This window comes from Methanothermobacter tenebrarum (genome assembly GCF_023167465.1).
In the GTDB taxonomy this organism is placed as follows: Archaea; Methanobacteriota; Methanobacteria; order Methanobacteriales; family DSM-23052; genus Methanothermobacter_A; species Methanothermobacter_A tenebrarum.
In genome coordinates, this window is record NZ_AP025698.1 from 815,999 (window position 1) to 839,046 (window position 23,048).

Sequence of the window (23,048 nt, forward strand, 5' to 3'; positions counted from 1 at the left end):
TGGGGGTTTGATAATATAATAGATGTTCACTGCCATATAAACTTCAAAGACTTTAACAAGGACAGAGAAGAGGTCATAAAAAGAGCCAAGAGAAAACTAACCGCCATCATAGACTCAGGAGTAGGCCTCGGAGGCGTGAGAAGATCCATCAGATTATCAGAAGAATATAAACATTTCATATATTCTACACTAGGTTTACATCCAGCAGACGCGGCTAGGATGGGGGACGAACTCATAGAAACCATCATAAAAGAGATAGAGGATAATATAGAAAGGGCAGTGGGTGTTGGTGAAAGTGGATTAGACTTCCACCATACAAGGGACTTGGAAGGTCGCAGAAGGCAAGAAAAAATCTTCAAGTTATTCATAGAACTCGCCATCGAATATGAGCTCCCACTCATAATCCATGCAAGAGAAAGTGAAAAACAAGCCTTCAAAATCCTAAAAGAACATCCAATAGAAAATGCAATATTCCACTGTTACAGTGGCGACCTAGACACCGCAAAGAATATAATAGAAGAAGGCTACCACCTCTCATTCTCCACCATGATATGTTTCATAGACCACCACCAAAGGCTAATCAAGGACCTACCACTCCAAAGTATCCTAACAGAGACCGACAGTCCATACCTGTCCCCATTCAAGGGCAGACGGAACGAACCACCATACCTAGAAGAGGCCGTGAAAAAGATAGCCCAACTGAAAAATACAAACATCCAAGAAGTCGACAGTATAACAGAAAAAAATGCTAAAAAAATATTCAGGATATGAATCATTCCAGGACTTCCTTAGCTACTATTAGAGCATTTATAGCAGCGGGAAAACCAGCATATACTGACATTTGTATTATAGTCTCGATTATCTCCTCCCTCGTGCAACCCGCATTAATAGCACCCCGAATATGACCTTTAAGCTGTGAAGTGGCGCAACCAAGAGTTGTTAAAGCGGCGATGGTTATAAGTTCCCTTGTCTTAAGATCAAGACCACCCCTAGAATATATCTCACCATAAGGGAACTCAGCAACCATACGCGCAAAATCAGGGGCTATATCCTCCAGTTCCCCCTTAAGCTCCTCATACGAGCCCTTATGGATCCTATCCTGTATCTTCAATCCCTTCTCATACCTTCCCATAATCTTATACCTCCACAAAGCCAATATCTATCCAATAAATACTTGGGGGTTATACAATTTGAAACCTTATGTAATATTAAATGCTGCCATGACACTCGACGGTAAAATAGCAACACACACCGGAAGCTTGGAAATATCAGGAGAAAAAGACCTGATAAGAGTCCATAGACTGCGCAGAGAATGCGACGCCATAATGGTAGGGATAAACACAGTACTCATAGACAACCCCCGCCTAACAATACACAAGATAAAAGCCGACAAAACAGAAAACCCCACTAGGATAGTTGTCGACAGCAAAGCAAGAACACCCCCAGATTACAGAATACTCAACAAGGAAGCCCCGACAATAATAGCAGTTTCAAAAAGCGCCCCAACAGAGAAAATCAAAAAACTATCAGAGAAGGCGAAGATAATCACAGCAGGCGACAAAAAAGTCAACCTAAAAACCCTAATGGCCGAACTAAAAAAAATGGGCATACACAAGTTAATGTTAGAAGGCGGTTCAACCCTAAACTTTTCCATGCTCAGAGAAGGCCTCGTAGATGAGGTAAGGGTTTGCATAGCACCCATGATAGTAGGGGGTGTCAAAGCAAAAACACTAGTAGACGGTCAAGGAATACCCCATATGAAGGATGCCATAAAACTAAAACTCAAAAAATACTACACACTCGGGGAGGATCTAATCCTAGAATACAAGGTTATAAAATCCTAAAATTTTGGGGGGATGCTCAAATTGCTCGAAGAAATCTACAAAAGAATAATCAAGTTAAGAGAGGATGGATGCCAGGATGGTCCCAAGAGCATCTGTCACGTGGATGAATTCTATTTCAACCAGCTAATGGCCCGCCTAGAAAAGGAGATAGAAATCGTGAACAAATATAACCCCCCAACAAGGCCCGCCCTAGACCCCCTCGTATCCACAGAACTTGGAATCTACCGGGGCGATGACTACCAGATAGGTCGACTACTAGGTTATCCAGAATGTTGCGTGAAAAGCTTTTCAGAAGAGACAAGATTCGCGATAGACGAAAGTCACCTAAAGGAATTAGAGGAGTTGGACGTGCCAGAGGGCGTCTGCGCCCTCATACTACCATCCGGTTTCATACCCTGCAGCTTAAAGTGCAAAAGGGCGTGGGAAAACCGGCTGATAGCATATGTAGATTCTAGAGAATACCAGATGATATTAGAACTTGAAGAGGAACTTAAAAGGGAACTACCACACTTTCATTTAGGCTACAACGAATATTACGAGAAGCTCCCAATCAAAAGATAAAAGGGTTACCTCCATATGTAGATCAAGAGCACGGCCAATCCTATGATAACAGCATAATCCAGAAGGTGGAATAATGATTCTACAGTTGCCCAATGAGGACCTAGGGTTTACCCAACGTATGCCAGGGCGAAACACCAGGGCACTGATCCCATGAAAGTATAAATTGTGAACTTTTTCAAGTCCATTTCAGCTATCCCTGCAGGTAATGAAATGAATGTACGTATAACTGGGAGGACCCGGGAGATGAGAACTGTTTCATGGCCATACCTTGCAAACCATTCTTCTGCCATTTTAAGCTTCTTCTCTGTGATAAGAATATACTTACCATATTTTTCAAGTAATGGTCTGCCACCATAAAAGCCTATAATGTATGCCATCAATGAACCTATAAGGTTTCCTAGAGCTCCTATAATTGTAACCCCAATGATGCTCATAGTACCCTTCCATAGGATATATCCGCTGAATGGCATTATAATCTCACTAGGTAGTGGTATACATGCACTCTCAAGGATCATACATATAAGAACGCCAAAATATCCGGTTTCTTGGATGAATCCAATAACAATATTGCTCAAATATTCCAAAATACTGAACATGTACCCCTTCTTTGTCTAAACTTTGATATATGTTTTCCCATACTATGACTATTATCTTCAGTTTCCCCGGCCATTCTCATCCTATGGAGACCATCCCCTAGACTGGGAGGTTCACTTCTAGAAAAGTACACTATATATGGGGGGTTTCCCGATTATAGACGGAGAACATGGCATATTATTAGCGTCAGGTTTTCCTTCAGTTCAGAAAAATAATCAGCTACCTATTCAATTAAAATAAGTCCCCGGGGTATTATGAAAATTTTTTGAATGATTGGGGTTTGAATCCGAAGTTTATTAGTGTCTGTTTGTCTTCTTCTGTAAGTTTACCTTCTGATGTTGGCGGTACTGGTTTTCCACTCTTTGCTAGTATGGTTCCCCCTTTTCTTTGAGCTCCCATGAATTTACCCGCATCCCCATTTATTATAATCGTACCTGATCTCATGTCAATGCCCGTGAAGTCACCAGCATCCCCATCTATTATTACCGTGCCTCCTCTTAGTAAGGCTCCTGTATTCCTACCAGCATCCCCATCTACCCTTACGATGCCCTTTTTCATTAGTATACCCGTGGAAAGGTCAACATCACCCTTATGTATTATCTGGGCCTCCACGTCTAAACGGGCCCCTATAGTGTCCCTTACACGCCCATCATCTATTATAAGCCTGTTACCTGCTAATATCGCCCCCACGAGCTTCTCTCCTTGGAGGCCGTTGGTGACTATATCTGTTATTGACTTGAATTTTTTATAGCCTTTCCTGTCAGATTCCACCTCTATGAGGTTCCCGATGGGCTCCTTGACATCACCTTTGACGTATATGCTCCCCCTTAACATGTTTATACCCATTCGGGTGTCAACATCACCCTCTACGATAACATCGCCTATGTCTATTGCTTTTCCTGTTCCCCCAAAAAATTTTAGGTCAGCTCCCATACTCGAGCATAGCCTATGACCAGCATCTCCCAATATTTTGACGTTACCACCATTTTTCAGGTGCTCTACAATGTCCTTGTATGTGTGGTCTGTTCCGGGTATTTGATCTTCTGGTTCAAGTTCTTCCCCCTTTTGTTGCCAGTAGAAATTGTAGGTGAAGTCTCCTATACAATCTATGGGACCATCAGGTTCTATTTCCAGGATATTTTCCTTATCACCTTTCCTTTTTAAGAAATTGAACAACTCGCCCACCTTCATCAGAATTTATACTCTTATTATATTATATGAATTAAATAAAATTTTAAGGGAGAGGTGGAAATTCTATGGGTAAAGGAGAGGTTATCAGGTTCTTGTCAAGTATTGGTGTTGACACGAGATTTGTGAGCATCTTGGAGGATGCCATCCTTATAAATAATCTCAGGTTTTCGAGGTTTTCCAGGAAGCGAGAGGAAGTGTTCAAGAAAAATTATCCTAGTATAAAGGTTGTAAGGTCTAAAATTTTCCAGATGATATGTTCAAGGGTCTCCCGCGTACTATCAGATGAATTAGAACCCCATCAGAGGATACTTGTCGAGGAAGGGGATGATCCGCTCTCATACACATTATATGCTGTATTAGAACCCTACACTAGAAAATATGGTGTCAGTTTAGTCTCTGGGGGAGAATTTGATTTTATCGCATGTCCATTAACACTGGATCATATAATCGCAAATGCCATAGGGGAGATGATCAATGGAAAGCCTATAAGGGGCCCCCCAAGAGAAGATGATAGGGGGAGATTATTGTACCCACTATCCAGGGTGCCTGTAGCTTGGATTGAAAGGTGGCTTAGGACCGGGCCGATAAAAATAACAGGGGATGATGTTATCGAAGAGTTTATCGGGTTCTTCGAGGAGATTCTACCAGAGTTTAGGGAGAATATGCTGAAATCTTTAAATTATATTAGAGAAAAGGGTATTATTTGAATTGTAGGAGTGTTGTCTGTTTCTCCCGGTCTGGGGGATCCGCCCCTTCCACTTTCTGTTCTGCTTTCCCGGTCTTGCGCGATTTTCTCTTCCCCTTGAGTATCTTGAATTCTTCATCTGTTAATTCTAAATACTTTCTGATCTCCTTGGCCATTTTTTCATCTTCTACTATTATTTTGAGGTAGGGGAAGGTTGTGATGGCAACCTTCTTTGATATGTGCAACTTTCTTGAAATCTTCTCCGCCAGGTTATCTATTGTTTGGCGTTTGGCCCTTGTCCTCCCAAGGAATTGGAGTGATCCCGGGCCTGCGTATCTTGTAAATTTCCTATAGGTTTCATCCTTTGATAGGGCTACCCCTACTCCTATATGTTCTGATGCATAACGCCAATATATGTAATCTCTTGTCTGTTTAGCCCTCCCAAAAAATATGTCGGCACGGGATAGATGATTGTAAGCTTTTCTTATCTCATGGGGTTTTTCGTATTCTCTTGGGACGTTTTCTGCTGTGAATTCTAGTAATAGTTGGGGGTCTTCGTCGATTTGCATGGCCTCCCTTACATGCCTAATATTTTTACTCTTTAGGATGGCCCTTATAGCGTCGAATAGGCCCGGGAAAACATCCTTTTCACCAGCTTCCAGAATCTCGGCTCCTATTCTCTTTTCTCCTTTCGCCATGGCCTCCAGGTCATTTATGGCTGATCTTAGATCCCCATGTGACCTCTTGGCTAGTTCTCTTAGGATTTTAGGGTCTGCTTCTATGTTCTCTTTTTGGCAGATCCTTTTAAGGTATGCTACTATTGAGTTTGGGTGTGCTTTTCTAATGTTGATGATCTTACAGGCTGGTTTTATCGTCTGCAGTTTTTTACTGTAGGGGTCGTTAGCAGTTAATACGATGGGATGCTTTGACTCCTTTATTATCTTGTTTATTGCGCGCACCCCCCCACGGTCCTCGTTTCCATGGATGCCATCAACTTCGTCGAGTATGATGAGTTTGAGGTTATCATCAAATAATGATCTGGTGGTTGATGCTTCTCCTATAATGTTTATGAGGAGGTCGTAGGATCTTTTGTCACTGGCGTTAAGTTCTAGTTTATCTGAGAAATAAGAGCCGATAATATGGGCTAGTGTTGTCTTCCCAGTTCCTGGGGGTCCTATTAGTAGGAGTGGGGGTTGTGGTTTGCCGTCTTTCCATGCTTGGATCCATTCTTTTATTTCCTCGATGGCTTTTTTGTTCCCCACCATCTCATCGAATGTGCTCGGCCGGTATTTTTCAGTCCATGACATCCTCTTGCCCCGGTCACTCAGATAGGAATGTTGCAAGCAGCGCCTCTAATTGTATTCTGGGATTTGCGCCTTCTCTTATCCTGAAATCATATTCTCCAATGGAATCTATGAATTTTATGTAGGTTTCGGCTTCTAGGACGCCCTCCATGGCCAGTCTTGAAACTTCCTGGTATATTTGATCCACCATATCCTCTCCACTCACACCCTGTAATATCATGATCTCCCTTAAAAGATTCCTAGCGTCCATGAAATCCCCCTTGAGGGCTGTTTTTATCATCCTACGGACGTCCTTTGGCCTGGCCCTTGAAACCACTTCGTATATTGTGTCCTCGGTTATTTTTTCTTGTAGTGAGGCTGCTGCCTGTAGTATGTTTATGGCTTTTCTAAGGTCGCCTTCTGATAGATAAGCTATGATGTCTAGGGCTGTTGGTTCATAGTCTAGTTCTTCCTTCTCTGCGATGTATTCTAGCCTTTCCTTTATCTGGTGTCCCTTGAGTGGTAAGAAGCGGAATATTGCACATCTTGACTGTAATGGTTCTATTATCCTAGACGAGTAATTACAGGAGAGTATGAATGCTGCCGTTTTTGTGTACATTTCCATTTCCCTTCTGAGGGCGTGCTGGGCGTCCCTTGTCATGTTGTCTACTTCGTCGAGGAATATTATCCTGAATGGTGCGCCTATTGGTTTTAAGCGGCAGAAATTTTTGATGTTAGTTCTTACCGTGTCTATTCCCCTCGCATCAGAAGCGTTAAGTTCTAGGAAGTTTTGCCTCCAATTTTCTCCCAATATCTCCTTTGCCAGTGCTAACGCTGCTGTTGTTTTACCGACCCCCGCTGGTCCTGTGAACATGAGATTGGGCATGCTCTTCTGTTCAACATAGCGTTTAAGCCTTGATATGATGTGTCCTTGTCCCACTATCTCATCTAGTGTTCTTGGCCTGTACTTTTCAACCCATGGTCCTTCCAATTTTGATCACCCTATAACTTTTAGTATTGCCTTTTCCATTATACCCGTTGGGGCTTCTTTCCCCGTCCATATCTTGAATGACTCCGCCCCCTGGTATACTAACATTTTTATTCCTGATATTGTCCTAGCCCCCGCCTTTTCAGCTTCTCTTAAAAGTCTTGTCTTGGGTGGATTATAGACCAAGTCCTTCACGATCAGGTTCTCGTGTAATATGTCAGCGGTTGCGAGGGGCCTTGCATCGGCATCAGGGTACATTCCAACTGGTGTTGTGTTGATGAGGATATCCGCATCCTTGATCTTCTCTTTCAAATATTCTAGGCCACCCGCGAATACCCTAGTTCCTAGTTTGTTTTTTATGTCCTCCGCTGTCCTCTTGGCGTTTTCAGGGGTTCTGTTAAGGATGTGCAAGCCCCCTATATTAGAGGAGACTAGTTGGAATGCGATAGCTCTTGAAGCCCCACCAGCACCTAATATTATAATATTCTTGCCTTCGAGTGTTGTCACTTCTTCAAGGGCTCTTACACAACCCAGGCCGTCTGTGTTAAAACCCCATATTTTCCCGTCTTCTAGTTTTAGGGTGTTAACCGCCCCTATAAGCTTTGCTGTTTCATCTACCTTGTCAATGTAGTCCAGTATATCTACCTTGTGTGGGATTGTGACATTAAGTCCCCTTATGTTGAAGGTTTTCATGGCCTCTGTTGCCCTCTTTGCCATCCCCCTTTTCACGTGGAAGGCTACGTAGACATAATCCAAGTTTAGGTGATTGAACGCAGCATTATGCATGATAGGTGATAAGCTGTGCTCCACAGGATCCCCTATCACTCCAACAACATTGGTCTTTCCTGTTATCATTACCAGGAGCCTCCTCTTCTCTTAATTCCTTTGGTAGATCCAAGTATATTTATTTGTTGATGATGATAATATATTCTATCACGATTATGAGAGGGGAATAAAGGTGCTTGCAAAACAAAGATTTGTACTTGATACAACTGCATTTACTGATAAACAGTTAAGGGACCTGATAGGCTCCGGGGATCTCCATAAGTCAGTTGATAAACTACTCGACCTCATAGCAAGATCCCGTATCAAATTAAATATAAGCTGTCATATGCCCCCAGTAACCTATAAGGAGTTCACCGATTATATGAACAGGTATAGTTGTCCAGAGGATATACTCGTAAAGGCAGAGACATGGATAGTGAAAAAGACACCAAACCGTTATGACACCCAGATACCATCCCAGGTTTTCTTTGAGTACGTCCGGGACATAAGGGAGAGAATGAACAAGGGTATGAGGATCTCAGAGTCCGCAATATGGGAGGCTGCAGTAGAGGCCATGGTAATGGCCTCAAAGGGTGTTAAAAAGAGCAGGATAGAAATGGAAGTGATAGGCGGGGCTATAAAAGACTTCAGGAAAAAATATAGGAGCGCACTCCGCAGGGGGACCCTTGACAGCGCCCCAGACCTCGACGTTTTATTACTGGCCAAGGAACTAGGTGCCGGTGTTGTCGCAGCAGATGAGGGCATCCAAGTATGGGCTGAAAGATTAGGTTTAAGATTCCTTGAGGCAACATCATTCCCCAAAATGTTAGAAGAATACCTTAAATACTATGAATAGTCCAAAATCGCCAGGGGGATAATACATGGAGATAACAAGACCGCGTGGGACAAGAGACTTCCTCTTCGAGGAGATGAAAAAGAGAAAAGAAGTAGAGAAGACCCTGAAGAGAATCTTTGAAACCTATGGTTATCATGAGATAAAAACCCCAATATTCGAAGACTTAAAACTATTCACCCTAAAATCTGGAGAAGAGATAATAAAACAGATCTACCATTTCAAGGATAAAGCAAACAGAGACCTGGCCTTGAGACCAGAGCTCACAGCACCAGTGGCCAGATTATACCTGAATGAGATGAGAAAACATCCAAAGCCTATAAAATTGTACTATTATGGGAGTTGTTTCAGATATGAGAGGCCCCAGGCTGGCAGATTCAGGCAATTCTGGCAGTTTGGATGCGAACTTATGGGCGCAGAATCCCCACAGGCGGAAGCAGAAGTGATAGCATTAGCAGCGCATTGCCTGCGAGAACTTGGCCTCAAAGAATACAAGTTACATATAGGACACCTTGGCATACTCAGGGGAATATTAGAAGATGCTGGGATAAAAGGAGAATCACAAGATAAGATAATGAGCCTAATCGACAAGGGAGACCTAGAAGGACTTAAAATCCACCTAGAGAATATAAAAGTGGACAAAACCACAGAGAACCTACTATTATCCATCATAGGCATGAAGGGTGGTCTAGAGGTGCTTGAAGACCTTGAAAGTATGGTTGGTGGCTGTGAACCCGCCATGGAGTCCATTAACGACCTTAGAAAACTCATATCGCTTTTGGATGATTTCAAAGTTGAAGACTATAACCTGAACTTGGGAATTGCCAGGGGACTGGACTACTACACTGGTATAGTATTCGAGATCTATGTACCATCACTAGGAGCCCAAAAGCAAATCTGTGGAGGCGGCACATACAACCTCATAGAATTGTTCAGTGGAGAAAAAATCCAATCAACAGGATTCGCATTCGGATTCGACAGACTAGTAGCAGCCCTCAAAAAACAAAAAGGTGAGATCTTCCAATTTGCAAAGGTTTTCGTGGCCCCAGTCTCTGATTCAACCAGACCATCAGCTTATAGGATAGTCCAGGAGCTCCGAGAGGCTGGCATACCCTCAGATGTTGACCTCTCAAGTCGAAAACTGAGGAAAATATTATCATATGCAGACCATCTCAACGTGGAAAAGGTCATCCTCGTAGGCGAAAGAGACCTTAAAGATGGTAAAGTCACCATCAAAGACATGAAAACAGGCTCCCAGAAGCTCGTAGAAATTGATAAGATAATAGAATATCTCAAGGAGGAATAAAGATCCTAAATTTTAGACACGAAATAGGCGGGGAGAAACTTATAATAGCAATAGCCCAAGATAAAAATACCAAAGAGATCCTAATGGTAGCCTATATGAACAAGGAAGCCCTAGATCGGACAATAAAAACCGGCATGGCCCATTACTGGAGCACGTCAAGGAAAAAAGTCTGGCTAAAAGGTGAAAGTTCAGGTCACACCCAAAAAGTGGAAGAAATCCTAGTAGATTGTGACATGGACGCCATAATATTAAAGGTAGAACAAAAGGGTGGTGCATGCCATACAGGATACTACTCATGCTTCTATAGGAGGCTAACCCCCCCCAAGAAGTTAGAAAACATAGGCCGGAAAGTTTTCAATCCTGAAAAAGTCTATAGGGGATGAATAATATGAAGATAGTCCCAGATACGAGTGTTATCGTGGATGGTAGAATCACAGACATAGTACAAGAAGAGGAATTCAAGGGGAGCAAAGTTATAATACCAGAAGCCGTAGTATCAGAACTAGAATACCAGGCGAACAGGGGCCGTGAAACAGGATTTAACGGTTTAGAAGAGCTTAAAAACCTGCAGGAGTTGAGTAAGGAGAATATAATCTCCATGATCTTCGTTGGTAGAAGACCCACACTAGATGAGATAGCCCTCGCAAAGGGTGGTGAAATAGATGCCATGATAAGGAGCACAGCCAGGGAACACGATGCAGTACTAGTTACAAGCGACAAAGTACAAGCAGAAGTTGCAAGGGCCCAAGGATTAGATGTAGTATACATACAACCAGAAGTCCTTGAATATGATAAACTCGAGATAAGCAAATACTTTGACAAGGACACAATGTCAGTCCACCTAAAAGAGAACGTTGTCCCCATGGCAAAAAAAGGAAAACCAGGAAAAATAAAACTTGTCAGGATAGGATCCAGGCCACTTAAACGTTCAGAAATCCATAGAATGGCCCGTGAAATAGTTGAAAGGGCTAAAAGCGACTTGAAAAGTTTCATCGAAATAGAAATGGAAGGCGCTACAGTCGTCCAATTCCGAGAATATAGGATATCCATCGCAAGACCCCCATTCTCAGAGGCCATGGAGATAACAGCCGTAAGACCAGTAGCAAGGGTCTCACTCGAAGATTATAGCCTATCTGATGAATTAATGGAACGTCTGAGGGACACTGCCAAGGGTATAATAATCGCCGGGGCCCCAGGGGCTGGTAAGAGCACATTCGCCCAGGCAGTCGCCGAATTTTTCAGCAAGGAGATGAATGCAATAGTCAAAACCATGGAATCCCCAAGGGACCTGCAAGTAGGTGATGAGATAACCCAATATGCTCCGATAGAAAGGGACATGCAAAAGACCGCGGACATCCTCCTCCTTGTAAGGCCAGACTACACAATATATGATGAGCTGCGGAAAACAAGAGACTTCAGGATATTCGCTGACATGCGCCTTGCAGGTGTGGGTATGGTTGGAGTGGTCCACGCCACCCGGCCCATAGACGCCATCCAGAGGATAATAGGACGAGTAGAACTTGGTATGATACCATCAATAGTAGATACAACCATCTTCATAGAGGATGGGAAGATAAAGGCAGTCTATGACATCTCCCTAACGGTTAAGGTGCCAAGTGGCATGGTCGAAGCAGACCTTGCAAGGCCAGTAATCGAAATCAGAGACTTCGAAACAGGAGAATTAGTATATGAGATTTATACCTACGGTGAACAGACCATAGTAATGGAAGTTTCTACCCTCGGTGAAAGGAAAACCCCAGCTCAGTTAATCGTTGAGAGGGAAATTGAAAAAGAGTTCAGTAAACGATTACCCCCTGGTAAATTCAAAGTCGAACTAGAATCCGATGAAAGGGCGAGGGTATGGGTTGAAGAAAAATATATACCACAGATCATAGGCAAAAAGGGTAAAACCATCGAAGAGATCGAAGATAGTATAGGGATAAGCATCAACATACAACCCCTTGAAAAGGTAGAGGAAAAAGGCCTAATACAGGTTCCAGTGGATGTATCCGGGAACTATGTGGTCCTAGAATTCGGTAAAGATTCTATAGGAGTATCATATGATATACTAGTGGGTGACGAATACCTGTTCACAGCCACGGTAGGGAAAAAAGGCACTATAAGGATAAAAAAGGATATCGAATTGGCTGAGATGATATTAGAGGCTATTAGGAAGGGCATACCCATAAAAGCCCGTTTAAGGTCAGAAACATGACATTGGGGGGCCTATTTGGATTTTGGAGTTTCAACATTAGCCTTGCACCCAGCACCACTTAACGCCACCTTGGAATATTTAGAAGGGCTCGGGATCAACAATTGTGAGATAATCAACGAATACCCGCTAGATAGGATAGAAGAGGATCTAATCAGCTCACACTCCCTCAAATTCATAGTACACGCCCCCATCTCTGATGTTAACATAGCCTCCCCAAATAAAAGGATAAGAAGATCATCAATAATGGAGATAAAATCCTCAATGGAGTTAGCAACACGCCTAGACTCGGATAAGCTGATATTACACCCAGGTAGCGTACCATTCCTTGCAAGAGCATACAAGGATAAAATTTTAGAATATAATCTCCAGTCACTCAAAGAACTTAAAAAATATGCAGATGATCTAGGCGTGACACTCTGCCTCGAAAACATGCCAAGGATGGAAAAATACCTCTACAATAACCTAAATGAACTACAAAAACTAGTAGAAGAACTTGAAATCATGGCAACCCTTGATATCGGCCACGCCCACACCATGGGCTACACAACAGAGGACATTAAAATAGATTTAATAGGCCATATACACCTCTCAGATAACAATGGCCTAGAAGATTCCCACAATGCCCTCGGAACAGGGACCATAAACTTCCCCAAGGTATTCGAAAACCTGAAAGGATACAGTGGTATCCTAACAATTGAGGTGAAGGGCAAGGAAGAATTAATTGAAAGTTTAACTTTCCTTGAAAAATTAAACCTACTCTAAGGGTGATGTACAATGGATAGGAAAATTGCCATAATAGGAGGAACCGGAGACCAGGGCATGGGATTGGCCCTAAGACTCGCGATGGCGGGTGAAAATGTTATAATAGGCTCGAGGGATGCGAAGAGAGCCCGGGATACAGTGGATAGGATAAAGGAGATGACAGACAACCCAAGGCTGAAATTGGAGGGTATGAATAATGAGGATGCCGCCAGCCTAGCAGATATCATAATATTAACGGTACCATTACATGCCCAGATGGCAACCCTAAAATCTATAAAGGAACACACCAAGGGTAAAATTTTCATAGATGCCACAGTACCCCTTGAAAGTTCACTTGGCGGGTCCGGTGTAAAATACCTTGACCTATGGGATGGTTCAGCCGCTGAAAGATCCGCGAAATTCCTAAAAGATACAACCGTAGTCTCAGCATTTAACAACATAAGCGCCCATAGCCTACTAAAGTTCAAGGAAGACGTAGAATGTGACTGCCTCATAACATCAGACGACGAAAAAGCCAAGAAACTCGTGATAGAACTTGCAGAAAAAATACCTGGAATCAGGGGCATAGACTGCGGACCCCTAGAAAATGCCAGGATAATCGAGAAGATAACACCACTACTCATAAACCTGAACATGAAAAATAGGATAAAAAATGCTGGTATAAGGATAACAAACATTTGAAGGTAATACAATGCCCCTGAGAACCGTGGAAAAGATAACAGAACACGCACGGAGAGTCGCGGAAAGAATAAACAAAAAAGACATAGATAACATCATAGAATTACTCACAAAATCAGAATCTATATTTATATTGGGCAGTGGCAGGTCAAGACTAGTAGGCGAAGAATTCGCAATGAGACTCGCCCAACTAGGACTAAATGTCCATGTAATCGGAGACTCCACAACCATCACACCCAAGAAAGATGACCTTATCATAATCATCTCAAGTTCAGGGGACACAAAGAGCATAATAACAGAGACCAGAAGATTAAAAAATAAAGGGGCCCGTATCATAGGAGTAACAGCAAACCCAAAATCGCCACTCGCAAAATTATCAAATACCATAATAGATGTCGGACCATGGAGAGACTACAAAAAAGAGATAAAGACCGGGAAAGAAGATAACATAACACCACTTGGCACATTATATGAAGATACAAGCCTCCTAATATTAGATGGTATAATATCCGAGTTAATGACAAAACTTGGAAAAACAGAAAAAGACCTTGCAAAAGCACACTACTAAGGGTGAGAATGTTTGGATGGTCAACTTGCAGGTGACACAGTAACAGTACAAGGGGATCCTATGGCCCTACGCCTAAACCAGAAGAGCCACTATGGGAACCTAGAAGGCGACCACCTCAAACTGTCACTGGTAGAGGCGGCCTACCTACAATGGAAAGGCAAACTCTCAATATGGGATGATAAAAAGATTATAAGCTTCAACGAGCTCATATCCATCCTAAACAAGCGCGGCTTATACCAGAAATTCATAGTCTACAGGGATCTTCGAGACAGGGGCTACATAGTGAAAACAGGCTTCAAATATGGTTCAGAATTCAGAGTCTATGAAAGAGGGAAAACCCCAACCAAAGACCATTCAAGCTACCTTGTAAGGGTCTTACATGAAAGCACAAACCTTAAAATCCTAGACTTTTCAAGTTATGTCAGAGTCGCCCATGGCGTTAGAAAAAAACTAATACTTGCAGTAGTCGATGACGAAGAAGACGTCACCTACTACATGGTAGAATGGATCAGACCATAAAGGTGAAAGATTATGATAGACCCATGGAGTTCAAAGATACTAGAATACAATGAAATAATGGAAAACTTCGGCATAAAACCCTTCAAAGAAATCCTAGACAAGATAGAGGATCCACATTGGCTCATGAGAAGGGGTATAATATTCGGCCACAGGGACTATGAGAGGATACTCACAGCCATAAATGAAGGGAAAGACTTTGCAATAGTAACAGGGATGATGCCCAGTGGAAGGATGCACATCGGACATAAGATGATAGTTGACCAGCTCGTCTGGTATGATGAACACGGGGCGGAAATTTACATTCCAATAGCTGATATGGAATCATATTCTGCACGTGACATCGACTTCGAAGAATCACGGGAACTCGCAATCAAAGAATATATAAGTAGTTATATAGCCCTTGGCCTAGACCTTACACAGGATAACATCCATGTTTATCTACAATCAGAGAATCTCCTAGTAGAGGATCTTGCTTATATATTCGCCAAAAAGGTTAACTTTAACGAGCTGAGGGCCATATATGGTTTCACTGGTTCGACTAACATGGCACATGTTTATGTCCCCCTCATACAAGCAGCTGATATACTACACCCACAATTAGAGGAGTATGGTGGTCCAAGGCCGACCCTCGTACCAGTAGGGCCTGATCAGGATCCTCACATACGCCTTACAAGGGATATAGCATCCCGTCTCCAGAAAAGGTATGGTTTTATTCTCCCCTCCTCCACTTATCACAGGTTTATGAGGGGGCTTACTGGGGGTAAAATGTCAAGCAGCAAACCAGCCACTGCAATATTCTTAACAGACACGCCTGACGAGATCGAATGGAAGGTTAAAAATGCCAAGACAGGTGGCAGGGAGACCCTAGAGGAGCAGAAGAGACTAGGGGGGGTTCCAGAGGATTGTATCGTATATGAAATCCTATTATATCATATGATAGGCTCCGATAAAGAGCTTGAAAGGGTATATAGGGATTGTAGGAACGGCACACTTATGTGTGGTGAATGTAAAAATAATGTTGCAGATTATATGCGAAGATTTTTTGAGAAATTTTCAAAGAAAAGAAAAAGGGCCGAGAAAATCGCAGAATCCATACTTGACAGGGTGCACCCATGAATATCAAAGACCTTTACAAAGAGAATAAGAATTACCTTATCATAGCCACCATAATATTCCTAGGATCATTTTCCATAGGATACCTGCTAGCAGGATTCCTGGATATCTTGTTAGCGCCTCTGATGAGAGAGTTTAAGAAGAGCGTCATAGAAGAGGGTATAAGTATATTCTCCATATTCTCTCATAATCTACAGGCCATCCTCCTATTATATCTTGGCGGCTTATCCCTGAGCATCTTCACAAGTTTATCCCTTGCACTTAACGGATTATTTATGGGATATTTCGCCACGAAGGTCCCGGTGGTTGATTTCATATTATTAGTAGCGCCCCATGGCATATTTGAGATCCCAGGTCTTATAATCGCGAGTGCAGGAGGTTTCAGGTTATCAAGTTTCATCATCCACTTTATAGGGGACCTTATAAGAGGTTCAGGGTCATTCACCCGGAAATTGAAAAAATCCTTCAATGATAATATAACAGAGTTTAGAGATTCCCTACTCATATTCCTTATAGCTGTTATACTCATACTCATAGCGGCTATAGTCGAAGCAGAGTTCACACTAACATTCTATTATATGATAAAAGGCTTCTAGTGGTGTTTTAGAGATGATAAGATGTATAAAATGTAGGATGGAGTATGAACTGGATGAGATAGTATACACTTGTAAAGAGTGTGGCTCGATACTCGAAGTCATAATAGAACCCAAGGTCTCAAGGGATGTTTTCGAGGGTAGAAAGAAGACAATGTGGAAATATAAAGAGTTCATGCCAGTTGATGAATCAAAGATAGTAACACTCCAGGAGGGTGGAACACCCCTTATAAAATGTGACAATATAGGAAAAGACCTTGGGGTGAAATTATATGTTAAATTTGAGGGTGCTAATCCAACAGGAAGCTTCAAGGATAGGGGTATGAGTGTTGGTATAACCAAAGCCCTCGAGTTAGGGGTTAAAAGTGTTGGATGCGCTTCAACAGGGAATACCTCAGCTTCACTGGCTGCATATGCTGCGAGGGCCAACCTAGACTGTTTAGTGCTTCTACCCCATGGTAAGGTTGCCCTTGGCAAGCTTGCCCAGGCCATGTTCCATGGTGCCAGGGTTTTATCTGTTAGGGGTAATTTTGATGAAGCCCTCGAGGCCGTGACGAGCCTTGCCTTAATGGGTGAAGTTTACCTTCTTAATTCTGTGAATCCTTTCCGTCTGGAAGGTCAGAAGTCCATCGGTTTTGAGATAGTTGATGAGCTGGGTTGGAGATCCCCCGATCGTATTATATTACCAGTGGGTAATGCTGGTAACATCTCGGCGATATGGAAGGGTATAAGCGAATTCTACCGGGCCGGTTTTATTGATGATAGGCCTATGATGACTGGTATACAAGCTGAGGGTGCTTCCCCAATTGTCAATGCTTTTAAGAAAGGTGAGATGGAGATAGAACCTGTTAAGAATCCTGAAACTGTCGCAACAGCTATACGTATAGGGGCTCCTGTAAGTTATCTTAAGGCTCTTCGGGCTATTTATGAGTCCGAAGGTCTTGCAGAGTCTGTGAGCGACAAGGAGATTTTGGAGGCTCAGAAGCTCTTGGCGAGGAAGGAGGGTGTGGGTGTTGAACCCGCCTCAGCAGCTTCCCTAGCAGGCCTTATAAGGTTGTTGGATGAAGGAGAGATTGACAGGGGGGAGGAAGTCGTCTGCATAGCAACTGGCCACCTACTCAAGGATCCTGACACTGCTATAAGGGCTTGTGAGGAGCCATTGGAGGTTGAAGCTGATATTAACAGCCTATTAGATGTTATAATGGGAAAGGCCGGTTCTGGGTAGATTTGTCTTTTTTGGTTGTCCCTTTTTTCATGGGACTCTTCCATAGTTTATCGTTTTTTATAAAATCTTGGATGATAATACCTATCATGATATCATGGGCGAAAAGTTCATAGTTGGCCCAGAGAATCTACATGATTGGCGATATATTTATATAGAAGTAATTTAATAGATGATACTTGTAAATTGAGGTGGTTGGTTATGGAATTGCCAATAGCCCCTATTGGGAGAATCATAAAAAATGCCGGTGCCGAGAGAGTTAGTGATGATGCAAGAGAAGCACTAGCAAAGGCCTTAGAAGCAAAAGGTGAAGAGATAGCAGCAGCAGCCATAAAATTCGCAAAACACGCCGGTAGAAAAACCGTTAAAGCAGAGGACATAGAATTAGCCGTTAAAAAGATATAAGCTTTCTTATTTCTTTTATTTTTTCTTTCCCGGGGAAAGTTTTATAAACAATAACTAGAATAACACTACTATAGTTGTTCTAATTTTTTATTAGAAAAATTTTATATATTCCCATTTATAAAAGGGTACTCACCAGCTCAGAGTATTGCCGATGGATGGTATCCAAAAAACCAGATGAAAAAGGAGGTAATATTTTATGGCAAAAGCAATCTACGTAAAATTCGACGTGCCAAAAGAATTAGCTGATAAAGCCGCTGAAGCATTAGAGATAGCGAGAGACACTGGTAAAATAGCTAAGGGGACCAACGAGGTCACCAAAGCAGCTGAAAGGGGAGTTGCACGGCTCATCCTAATAGCTGAGGATGTTGACCCGCCAGAGATAGTAGCCCACCTACCAGTCCTCGCGGAAGAAAAAGAAATACCCTACGTATACCTACCCACAAAAGACGAACTAGGAGCAGCCGCGGGTTTAAACGTTCCCTCAGCATCAGCATGTATAATAGACCCTGGAGAATCAGAAGAACTAATAAAAGAAGTGATAGAGAAAGTCGAAGAACTCAAAAAATAACAGCCTAGGTGATAATATTGGAAGAAGCAACCCCAGCAGAAGTCATCGAAGTCCTCAAAAGGACCGGGATGACAGGGGAAGTACTACAAGTAAAATGTAGAATACTAGAAGGAAGAGACAAAGGCCGAATACTCACAAGAAACGTGATGGGACCAGTAAGAGAAGGCGACATACTAATGCTACTGGACACCATCAGAGAAGCCAAAGAAATCAAAGCACCATAAGGTGTAAAGACCATGAGAACATGCTCATTCTGTAACCAAGAAATAGAACCAGGAACCGGGAAAATGTTCGTGAAAAGAGACGGCACAGTATACTTCTTCTGCAGCAGCAAATGCGAAAAGAACATGCTAAAACTTAAAAGAGTCCCCAGGAAAACCAAATGGATCACAAAGAAAAAATAATAGTGATACCATGGAAAAAACATTCATAATGTTAAAACCAGACGCCATCCAGAGAAGACTAATCGGAAAAATCATAACACGACTCGAAGAAAGAGGACTTAAAATAGTCGCTGCAAAAATGTTAAACGTCACAAAGGAACTCGCAATGGAACACTACCAAGAACACAAAGACAAACCATTCTTCGAAGACCTCATAGATTACATAACATCCGCACCAGTACTAGCACTAGTAATAGAAGGCGAAAACAGTATAAAACTGACAAGAAAGATCGTCGGAGCCACCAACCCACAAGAAGCAGACCCCGGCACCATAAGAGGAGACTTCGCACTCCATACAGGGAGAAACATAATACACGCCTCAGACTCGCCCAGATCAGCTGAAAGAGAAATAAAACTATTCTTCAATGATGATGAAATCCACGATTATACCATGCTAGATGAAAAAATAATATACGAACCCAGGAGATAAAAAAAATGAAAATAAGGTCGCCCATAGTATCAGTCCTCGGCCACGTTGACCACGGCAAAACCACCCTACTAGACCATATCAGGGGCACCGCCATCGCCGCCAGAGAAGCCGGGGGCATAACGCAACATATAGGGGCGACAGAAATCCCAATGCAAATCATAGAAAAAATATGTGGCAAATTCCTTAAAAGATTCTCCATAAAAGAAAGATTACCAGGCCTGTTCTTCATTGACACACCAGGCCATGAGGCATTCACAACCCTCAGAAAAAGGGGAGGGGCCCTAGCAGACCTCGCGATACTGATCGTAGACATAAATGAAGGCTTCAAACCTCAAACCTATGAGGCGCTGAACATCCTCAAAATGTACAAGACACCATTCATAGTCGCGGCAAACAAAATAGACAAAATCTCTGGGTGGCAAGTCCACGAGGACATGCCATTCATGGACACATTCCCACTACAAGCCAGTAACGTCCAGGAAAGACTTGAAACAAAGGTATATGAGCTTGTTGGCAGCCTCCACGAGGAAGGTTTCGCATCTGAACGCTTCGACAGGATAACGGATTTCACGCGCCAAATAAGCATCATACCTATAAGTGCGAAGACGGGTGAAGGCATCCCCGAACTCTTAACCATGCTCATGGGCCTCGCCCAACAATACCTTAAAAAACAGTTAGAGATAGAACCCGATGCACCGGCAAAGGGCACAGTACTAGAAGTCAAAGAGGAAAAAGGACTGGGGACAACATTAGACGCCATTATCTATGATGGTATAATCAAGGACAACGACCAGATAGCCCTAATAACCCCAGATGATATCATAACAACAAGGATAAGATCATTACTAAAACCAAGACCCCTTGAAGAGATGAGAGAAACCAGGAAAAGATTCCAAAAGGTAAACGAGGTCGTGGCTGCCGCGGGTATAAAAATAGTAGCCCCAAACATAGACGATGTCATCCCAGGCTCCCCCCTGAGGGTTATCAAGGATGATATAAAATCTATAAAGGATGAACTACAAAAAGAAATAGAAGACGTTAAAATAGTCACAAAGGATGAGGGCATAATCGTCAAAGCCGACACTCTAGGTTCACTCGAAGCCATGGTAAAACTCCTAGAAGATCTTAAAGTGCCTATAAAGATCGCCGATATAGGTGATGTTTCAAGGAAAGACGTCGTCAATGCACAGATTGCAAAACAAGAAAACGAACTCTATGGCGTTATAATAGCCTTCAATGTAAAGGTTCTACCATCCGCCATGGAAGAAATCAAAGCCTCAAAGATAAAATTATTCCAAGGGAATGTAATCTACAGGTTAATGGAAGAATACCAAGAATGGATGGAAAAAATCAAGGAGAAACGGAAGAAAAAATGGCTGGAAGCCATCATAAGACCTGCTAAGATTAGGATAATACCTAAATTAGTGTTTAGGCAGAGCAAACCAGCCATAGCAGGTATAGAAGTTCTCACCGGAACTATAAAACAGGGCTACCCCCTAATGACAAGCGAAGGCAAATCCCTTGGTAAAGTGGCTAGCATGCAAGACAAGGGCGAAAGCAGAAAATCCGCATCAACCGGCCAAAAATTGGCCATGGCAATAAGTGAAGCCATATTCGGGAAGAATGTCCATGAAGATGACATACTCTACGTGGACGTCCCAGAGAAACACTATAAGATCCTCATAGACAAACTCAGAGGGGATCTTACCGAGGACGAATATAACACGCTCCAAGAAATAGCCGAGATTAAAAGGAAAAAGGATCCAACATGGGGATCCTAAAATAAATAGTATGGGAGGGAGATGACACAGTGACTTTCAAGATAGTAATCTCCGATAAAGAAAAAAGCATACAACTGGAAGCCGACCCCTCACAAGAGAAGAAACTCATAGGACTCGCCATAGGCGACGAATTTGAAGGTTCAATAATAGGACTAAAAGGTTACAAGTTAAAGATAACCGGTGGAAGCGACAAGGACGGTTTCCCAATGAGAAAGGATATACCAGGCCCTAGGAGGGTTAGAAGTCTAGTATCGGCCGGTCCAGATTACAGGCCAAAGCGTAAAGGTGAAAGAAGACGCAAAACCCTAAGGGGTAATGTTATATCCGAGGATATTGTGCAAATAAACACCATAGTAACCAAGAGGGGTGATAAGCCCCTAGAAGAACTTATAAGTGCCGAGGAAGAATAAAAAACCTAATAGGTGCATCCTTGTGAAAAAACAATCCGAGATAAACATCGGCCTCGTGGGACACGTCGACCATGGGAAGACAACCCTCACAAAGGCCCTATCAGGGGTGTGGACAGACACCCATAGCGAAGAAACAAAAAGGGGAATATCCATCCGCCTAGGATACGCGGATATAACCTTCAGGAAGTGTCCCAAGTGCCCGCCACCCCAATCCTACACAACAAAAGAAAAATGTGAACACTGTGGCTCCAGGACAGAATTCCTAAGGAAAGTATCATTCGTAGATGCTCCAGGCCACGAAACCCTCATGGCAACAATGCTATCCGGCGCCGCAATCATGGATGGTGCGATACTCGTGATAGCAGCCAACGAACCCTGTCCACAACCGCAGACAAAAGAACATCTCATGGCCCTGGACGTCATAGGAGTTAAGGATGTTATCGTAGTCCAAAACAAGATAGACATAGTATCAAAAGAAAGAGCCCTAGAAAATTATAAGGAGATCAAAGAGTTCGTGAAGGGCACATGCGCAGCCGACGCGCCGATAATACCAGTATCAGCCCAACAAGGGGCTAACATCGACATACTAATCCAAGCAATAGAAGAGAACATTAAAACGCCAAAAAGGGATCTTAAAAAACCTGCGAGGATGTACGTGGCCCGCTCCTTTGACATAAACAAGCCAGGAGCCACCCCAGATCAACTAAAGGGCGGAGTTATTGGCGGGTCACTTATACAGGGCAAATTCCGAGTCGGAGACGAGATAGAGATAAAACCTGGCATACAACTCAAAAAGGATGGTAAAGCATCATGGAACAGCCTCTACTCAGAGATCGTGGGATTAGTTGCCGGTGGAGAGCCGATGGAAGAAGTTGGACCAGGAGGCCTTGTAGGCGTGGGCACCAAACTAGACCCATCACTCACAAAGGCAGATTCCCTCTCAGGTTCAGTAGTCGGTGAACCAGACACTCTACCACCCGTTAGGCACAATCTCACCATTGAAACACACCTATTAGAGAGGATCGTTGGTACAGAGGAAGAAGCGAAGGTTGAACCCATAAGAACAAATGAACCCCTAATGATCAACGTAGGGACAACAACCACCGTAGGTGTTGTAACCTCCGCCAGGGAGAATGATGCTGATATCACATTGAAATTACCAGTCTGCGCCGAGGATGGTCAAAGGATAGCATTATCAAGACGAGTAGGTGCAAGATGGAGGCTGATAGGCTATGGTATCATCAAATAAGATTGTCATCGACGCAAATTTT

28 protein-coding genes and 1 pseudogene are annotated in these 23,048 nt (G+C 42.9%); 23 read left to right on the top strand and 6 right to left on the bottom strand.

The genetic code is table 11. From position 1 onward, the window contains the following. Positions 1-18: 18 nt before the first annotated feature. On the top strand, positions 19-771 hold the full coding sequence (locus tag MTTB_RS04495; protein ID WP_345894025.1) for a TatD family hydrolase: 753 nt from the start codon (positions 19-21) through the stop codon (positions 769-771). 1 nt (position 772) lies between these two features. Here MTTB_RS04495 and MTTB_RS04500 read toward each other — a convergent pair whose 3' ends face one another. Beyond that, complete coding sequence (locus MTTB_RS04500; RefSeq protein WP_248563848.1) at positions 773-1,132, bottom strand: carboxymuconolactone decarboxylase family protein; 360 nt, start codon at positions 1,130-1,132, stop codon at positions 773-775. A gap of 58 nt (positions 1,133-1,190) precedes the next feature. Here MTTB_RS04500 and MTTB_RS04505 point away from each other — a divergent pair, with 58 nt between their 5' ends. Together MTTB_RS04505 and MTTB_RS04510 are read left to right on the top strand one after the other, a co-directional pair. Continuing rightward, a complete protein-coding gene (locus MTTB_RS04505; protein ID WP_248563849.1) occupies positions 1,191-1,844 on the top strand; it encodes a 2,5-diamino-6-(ribosylamino)-4(3H)-pyrimidinone 5'-phosphate reductase in 654 nt (217 codons plus the stop codon). Between the two features lie 12 nt (positions 1,845-1,856). Further along, positions 1,857-2,405, top strand: a complete 549-nt coding sequence (locus MTTB_RS04510; RefSeq protein ID WP_248563850.1) for a DUF483 domain-containing protein — start codon at positions 1,857-1,859, stop codon at positions 2,403-2,405. Positions 2,406-2,410: 5 nt separating this feature from the next. On the opposite strand, the pseudogene MTTB_RS04515 reads toward MTTB_RS04510, so the two are convergent. Then, a pseudogene (locus MTTB_RS04515) lies at positions 2,411-3,001 on the bottom strand (DedA family protein). 250 nt (positions 3,002-3,251) lie between these two features. After that, a complete protein-coding gene (locus tag MTTB_RS04520; RefSeq protein WP_248563851.1) occupies positions 3,252-4,175 on the bottom strand; it encodes a hypothetical protein in 924 nt (307 codons plus the stop codon). 80 nt (positions 4,176-4,255) lie between these two features. Between MTTB_RS04520 and MTTB_RS04525 the strand changes: the two genes are divergently transcribed. Beyond that, on the top strand, positions 4,256-4,897 hold the full coding sequence (locus MTTB_RS04525; RefSeq protein ID WP_248563852.1) for a hypothetical protein: 642 nt from the start codon (positions 4,256-4,258) through the stop codon (positions 4,895-4,897). Here MTTB_RS04525 and MTTB_RS04530 read toward each other — a convergent pair. Genes MTTB_RS04530 through MTTB_RS04540 form a run of 3 tightly spaced genes read right to left on the bottom strand, consistent with a single transcriptional unit; the run spans position 4,890 to position 8,001 of the window. Next, positions 4,890-6,182 carry a replication factor C large subunit gene (locus MTTB_RS04530; protein WP_248563853.1) on the bottom strand — a complete coding sequence of 431 codons (1,293 nt, stop codon included), beginning with the start codon at positions 6,180-6,182 and terminating at the stop codon, positions 4,890-4,892. The genes MTTB_RS04525 and MTTB_RS04530 overlap by 8 nt on opposite strands. A gap of 13 nt (positions 6,183-6,195) precedes the next feature. Then, entirely contained in the window at positions 6,196-7,149 is a 954-nt protein-coding gene (locus MTTB_RS04535) for a replication factor C small subunit (protein WP_248563854.1), read from the bottom strand. Between the two features lie 6 nt (positions 7,150-7,155). Continuing rightward, positions 7,156-8,001 (bottom strand): shikimate dehydrogenase, encoded by an 846-nt coding sequence (locus MTTB_RS04540; RefSeq protein WP_248563855.1) that lies wholly within the window; start codon positions 7,999-8,001, stop codon positions 7,156-7,158. A 103-nt stretch (positions 8,002-8,104) separates the two neighbouring features. On the opposite strand from MTTB_RS04540, the gene MTTB_RS04545 reads away from it, so the two are divergent. From MTTB_RS04545 to MTTB_RS04635, 19 genes are all read left to right on the top strand, one after another. Continuing rightward, positions 8,105-8,767, top strand: a complete 663-nt coding sequence (locus MTTB_RS04545) for an RNA ligase partner protein (RefSeq protein WP_248563856.1) — start codon at positions 8,105-8,107, stop codon at positions 8,765-8,767. Between the two features lie 25 nt (positions 8,768-8,792). Next, a complete protein-coding gene (gene hisS, locus MTTB_RS04550; RefSeq protein WP_248563857.1) occupies positions 8,793-10,070 on the top strand; it encodes a histidine--tRNA ligase in 1,278 nt (425 codons plus the stop codon). A 2-nt stretch (positions 10,071-10,072) separates the two neighbouring features. Continuing rightward, complete coding sequence (gene hisI / locus MTTB_RS04555; protein ID WP_428343376.1) at positions 10,073-10,453, top strand: phosphoribosyl-AMP cyclohydrolase; 381 nt, start codon at positions 10,073-10,075, stop codon at positions 10,451-10,453. A gap of 5 nt (positions 10,454-10,458) precedes the next feature. Beyond that, complete coding sequence (locus tag MTTB_RS04560) at positions 10,459-12,285, top strand: PINc/VapC family ATPase (protein ID WP_248563858.1); 1,827 nt, start codon at positions 10,459-10,461, stop codon at positions 12,283-12,285. Between the two features lie 15 nt (positions 12,286-12,300). Further along, positions 12,301-13,047, top strand: coding sequence for a sugar phosphate isomerase/epimerase family protein (locus MTTB_RS04565; protein WP_248563859.1), 747 nt, complete (start codon positions 12,301-12,303; stop codon positions 13,045-13,047). Positions 13,048-13,059: 12 nt separating this feature from the next. Next, positions 13,060-13,728, top strand: coding sequence for an NADPH-dependent F420 reductase (npdG, locus tag MTTB_RS04570; RefSeq protein WP_248563860.1), 669 nt, complete (start codon positions 13,060-13,062; stop codon positions 13,726-13,728). 10 nt (positions 13,729-13,738) lie between these two features. Then, complete coding sequence (locus MTTB_RS04575; RefSeq protein WP_248563861.1) at positions 13,739-14,293, top strand: SIS domain-containing protein; 555 nt, start codon at positions 13,739-13,741, stop codon at positions 14,291-14,293. 12 nt (positions 14,294-14,305) lie between these two features. Then, the gene (gene endA, locus MTTB_RS04580) at positions 14,306-14,812 is read left to right on the top strand and encodes a tRNA-intron lyase (protein WP_248563862.1); all 507 of its coding nucleotides are present in this window, start codon (positions 14,306-14,308) and stop codon (positions 14,810-14,812) included. Positions 14,813-14,824: 12 nt separating this feature from the next. After that, positions 14,825-15,928 (top strand): tryptophan--tRNA ligase, encoded by a 1,104-nt coding sequence (locus MTTB_RS04585; RefSeq protein WP_248563863.1) that lies wholly within the window; start codon positions 14,825-14,827, stop codon positions 15,926-15,928. Further along, a complete protein-coding gene (locus tag MTTB_RS04590) occupies positions 15,925-16,521 on the top strand; it encodes a stage II sporulation protein M (protein WP_248563864.1) in 597 nt (198 codons plus the stop codon). The genes MTTB_RS04585 and MTTB_RS04590 overlap by 4 nt, the downstream gene beginning before the upstream one ends. Before the next feature lie 13 nt (positions 16,522-16,534). After that, positions 16,535-17,743, top strand: a complete 1,209-nt coding sequence (gene thrC, locus MTTB_RS04595; protein ID WP_248563865.1) for a threonine synthase — start codon at positions 16,535-16,537, stop codon at positions 17,741-17,743. Between the two features lie 198 nt (positions 17,744-17,941). Continuing rightward, complete coding sequence (locus tag MTTB_RS04600) at positions 17,942-18,145, top strand: histone family protein (RefSeq protein WP_248563866.1); 204 nt, start codon at positions 17,942-17,944, stop codon at positions 18,143-18,145. 196 nt (positions 18,146-18,341) lie between these two features. After that, entirely contained in the window at positions 18,342-18,713 is a 372-nt protein-coding gene (rpl7ae, locus tag MTTB_RS04605) for a 50S ribosomal protein L7Ae (protein ID WP_248563867.1), read from the top strand. Between the two features lie 17 nt (positions 18,714-18,730). Next, entirely contained in the window at positions 18,731-18,937 is a 207-nt protein-coding gene (locus tag MTTB_RS04610; RefSeq protein ID WP_112094261.1) for a 30S ribosomal protein S28e, read from the top strand. 12 nt (positions 18,938-18,949) lie between these two features. Next, positions 18,950-19,117: a 50S ribosomal protein L24e gene (locus tag MTTB_RS04615; protein WP_248563868.1), complete on the top strand. Its 168-nt coding sequence runs from the start codon at positions 18,950-18,952 to the stop codon at positions 19,115-19,117. Between the two features lie 10 nt (positions 19,118-19,127). After that, positions 19,128-19,586, top strand: a complete 459-nt coding sequence (ndk, locus tag MTTB_RS04620) for a nucleoside-diphosphate kinase (protein ID WP_248563869.1) — start codon at positions 19,128-19,130, stop codon at positions 19,584-19,586. Positions 19,587-19,591: 5 nt separating this feature from the next. Beyond that, positions 19,592-21,367, top strand: coding sequence for a translation initiation factor IF-2 (gene infB / locus MTTB_RS04625; RefSeq protein WP_248563870.1), 1,776 nt, complete (start codon positions 19,592-19,594; stop codon positions 21,365-21,367). 29 nt (positions 21,368-21,396) lie between these two features. Beyond that, a complete protein-coding gene (locus tag MTTB_RS04630; protein WP_248563871.1) occupies positions 21,397-21,777 on the top strand; it encodes a 30S ribosomal protein S6e in 381 nt (126 codons plus the stop codon). A gap of 22 nt (positions 21,778-21,799) precedes the next feature. After that, positions 21,800-23,026 carry a translation initiation factor IF-2 subunit gamma gene (locus MTTB_RS04635; protein ID WP_248565278.1) on the top strand — a complete coding sequence of 409 codons (1,227 nt, stop codon included), beginning with the start codon at positions 21,800-21,802 and terminating at the stop codon, positions 23,024-23,026. Positions 23,027-23,048 lie beyond the last annotated feature (22 nt).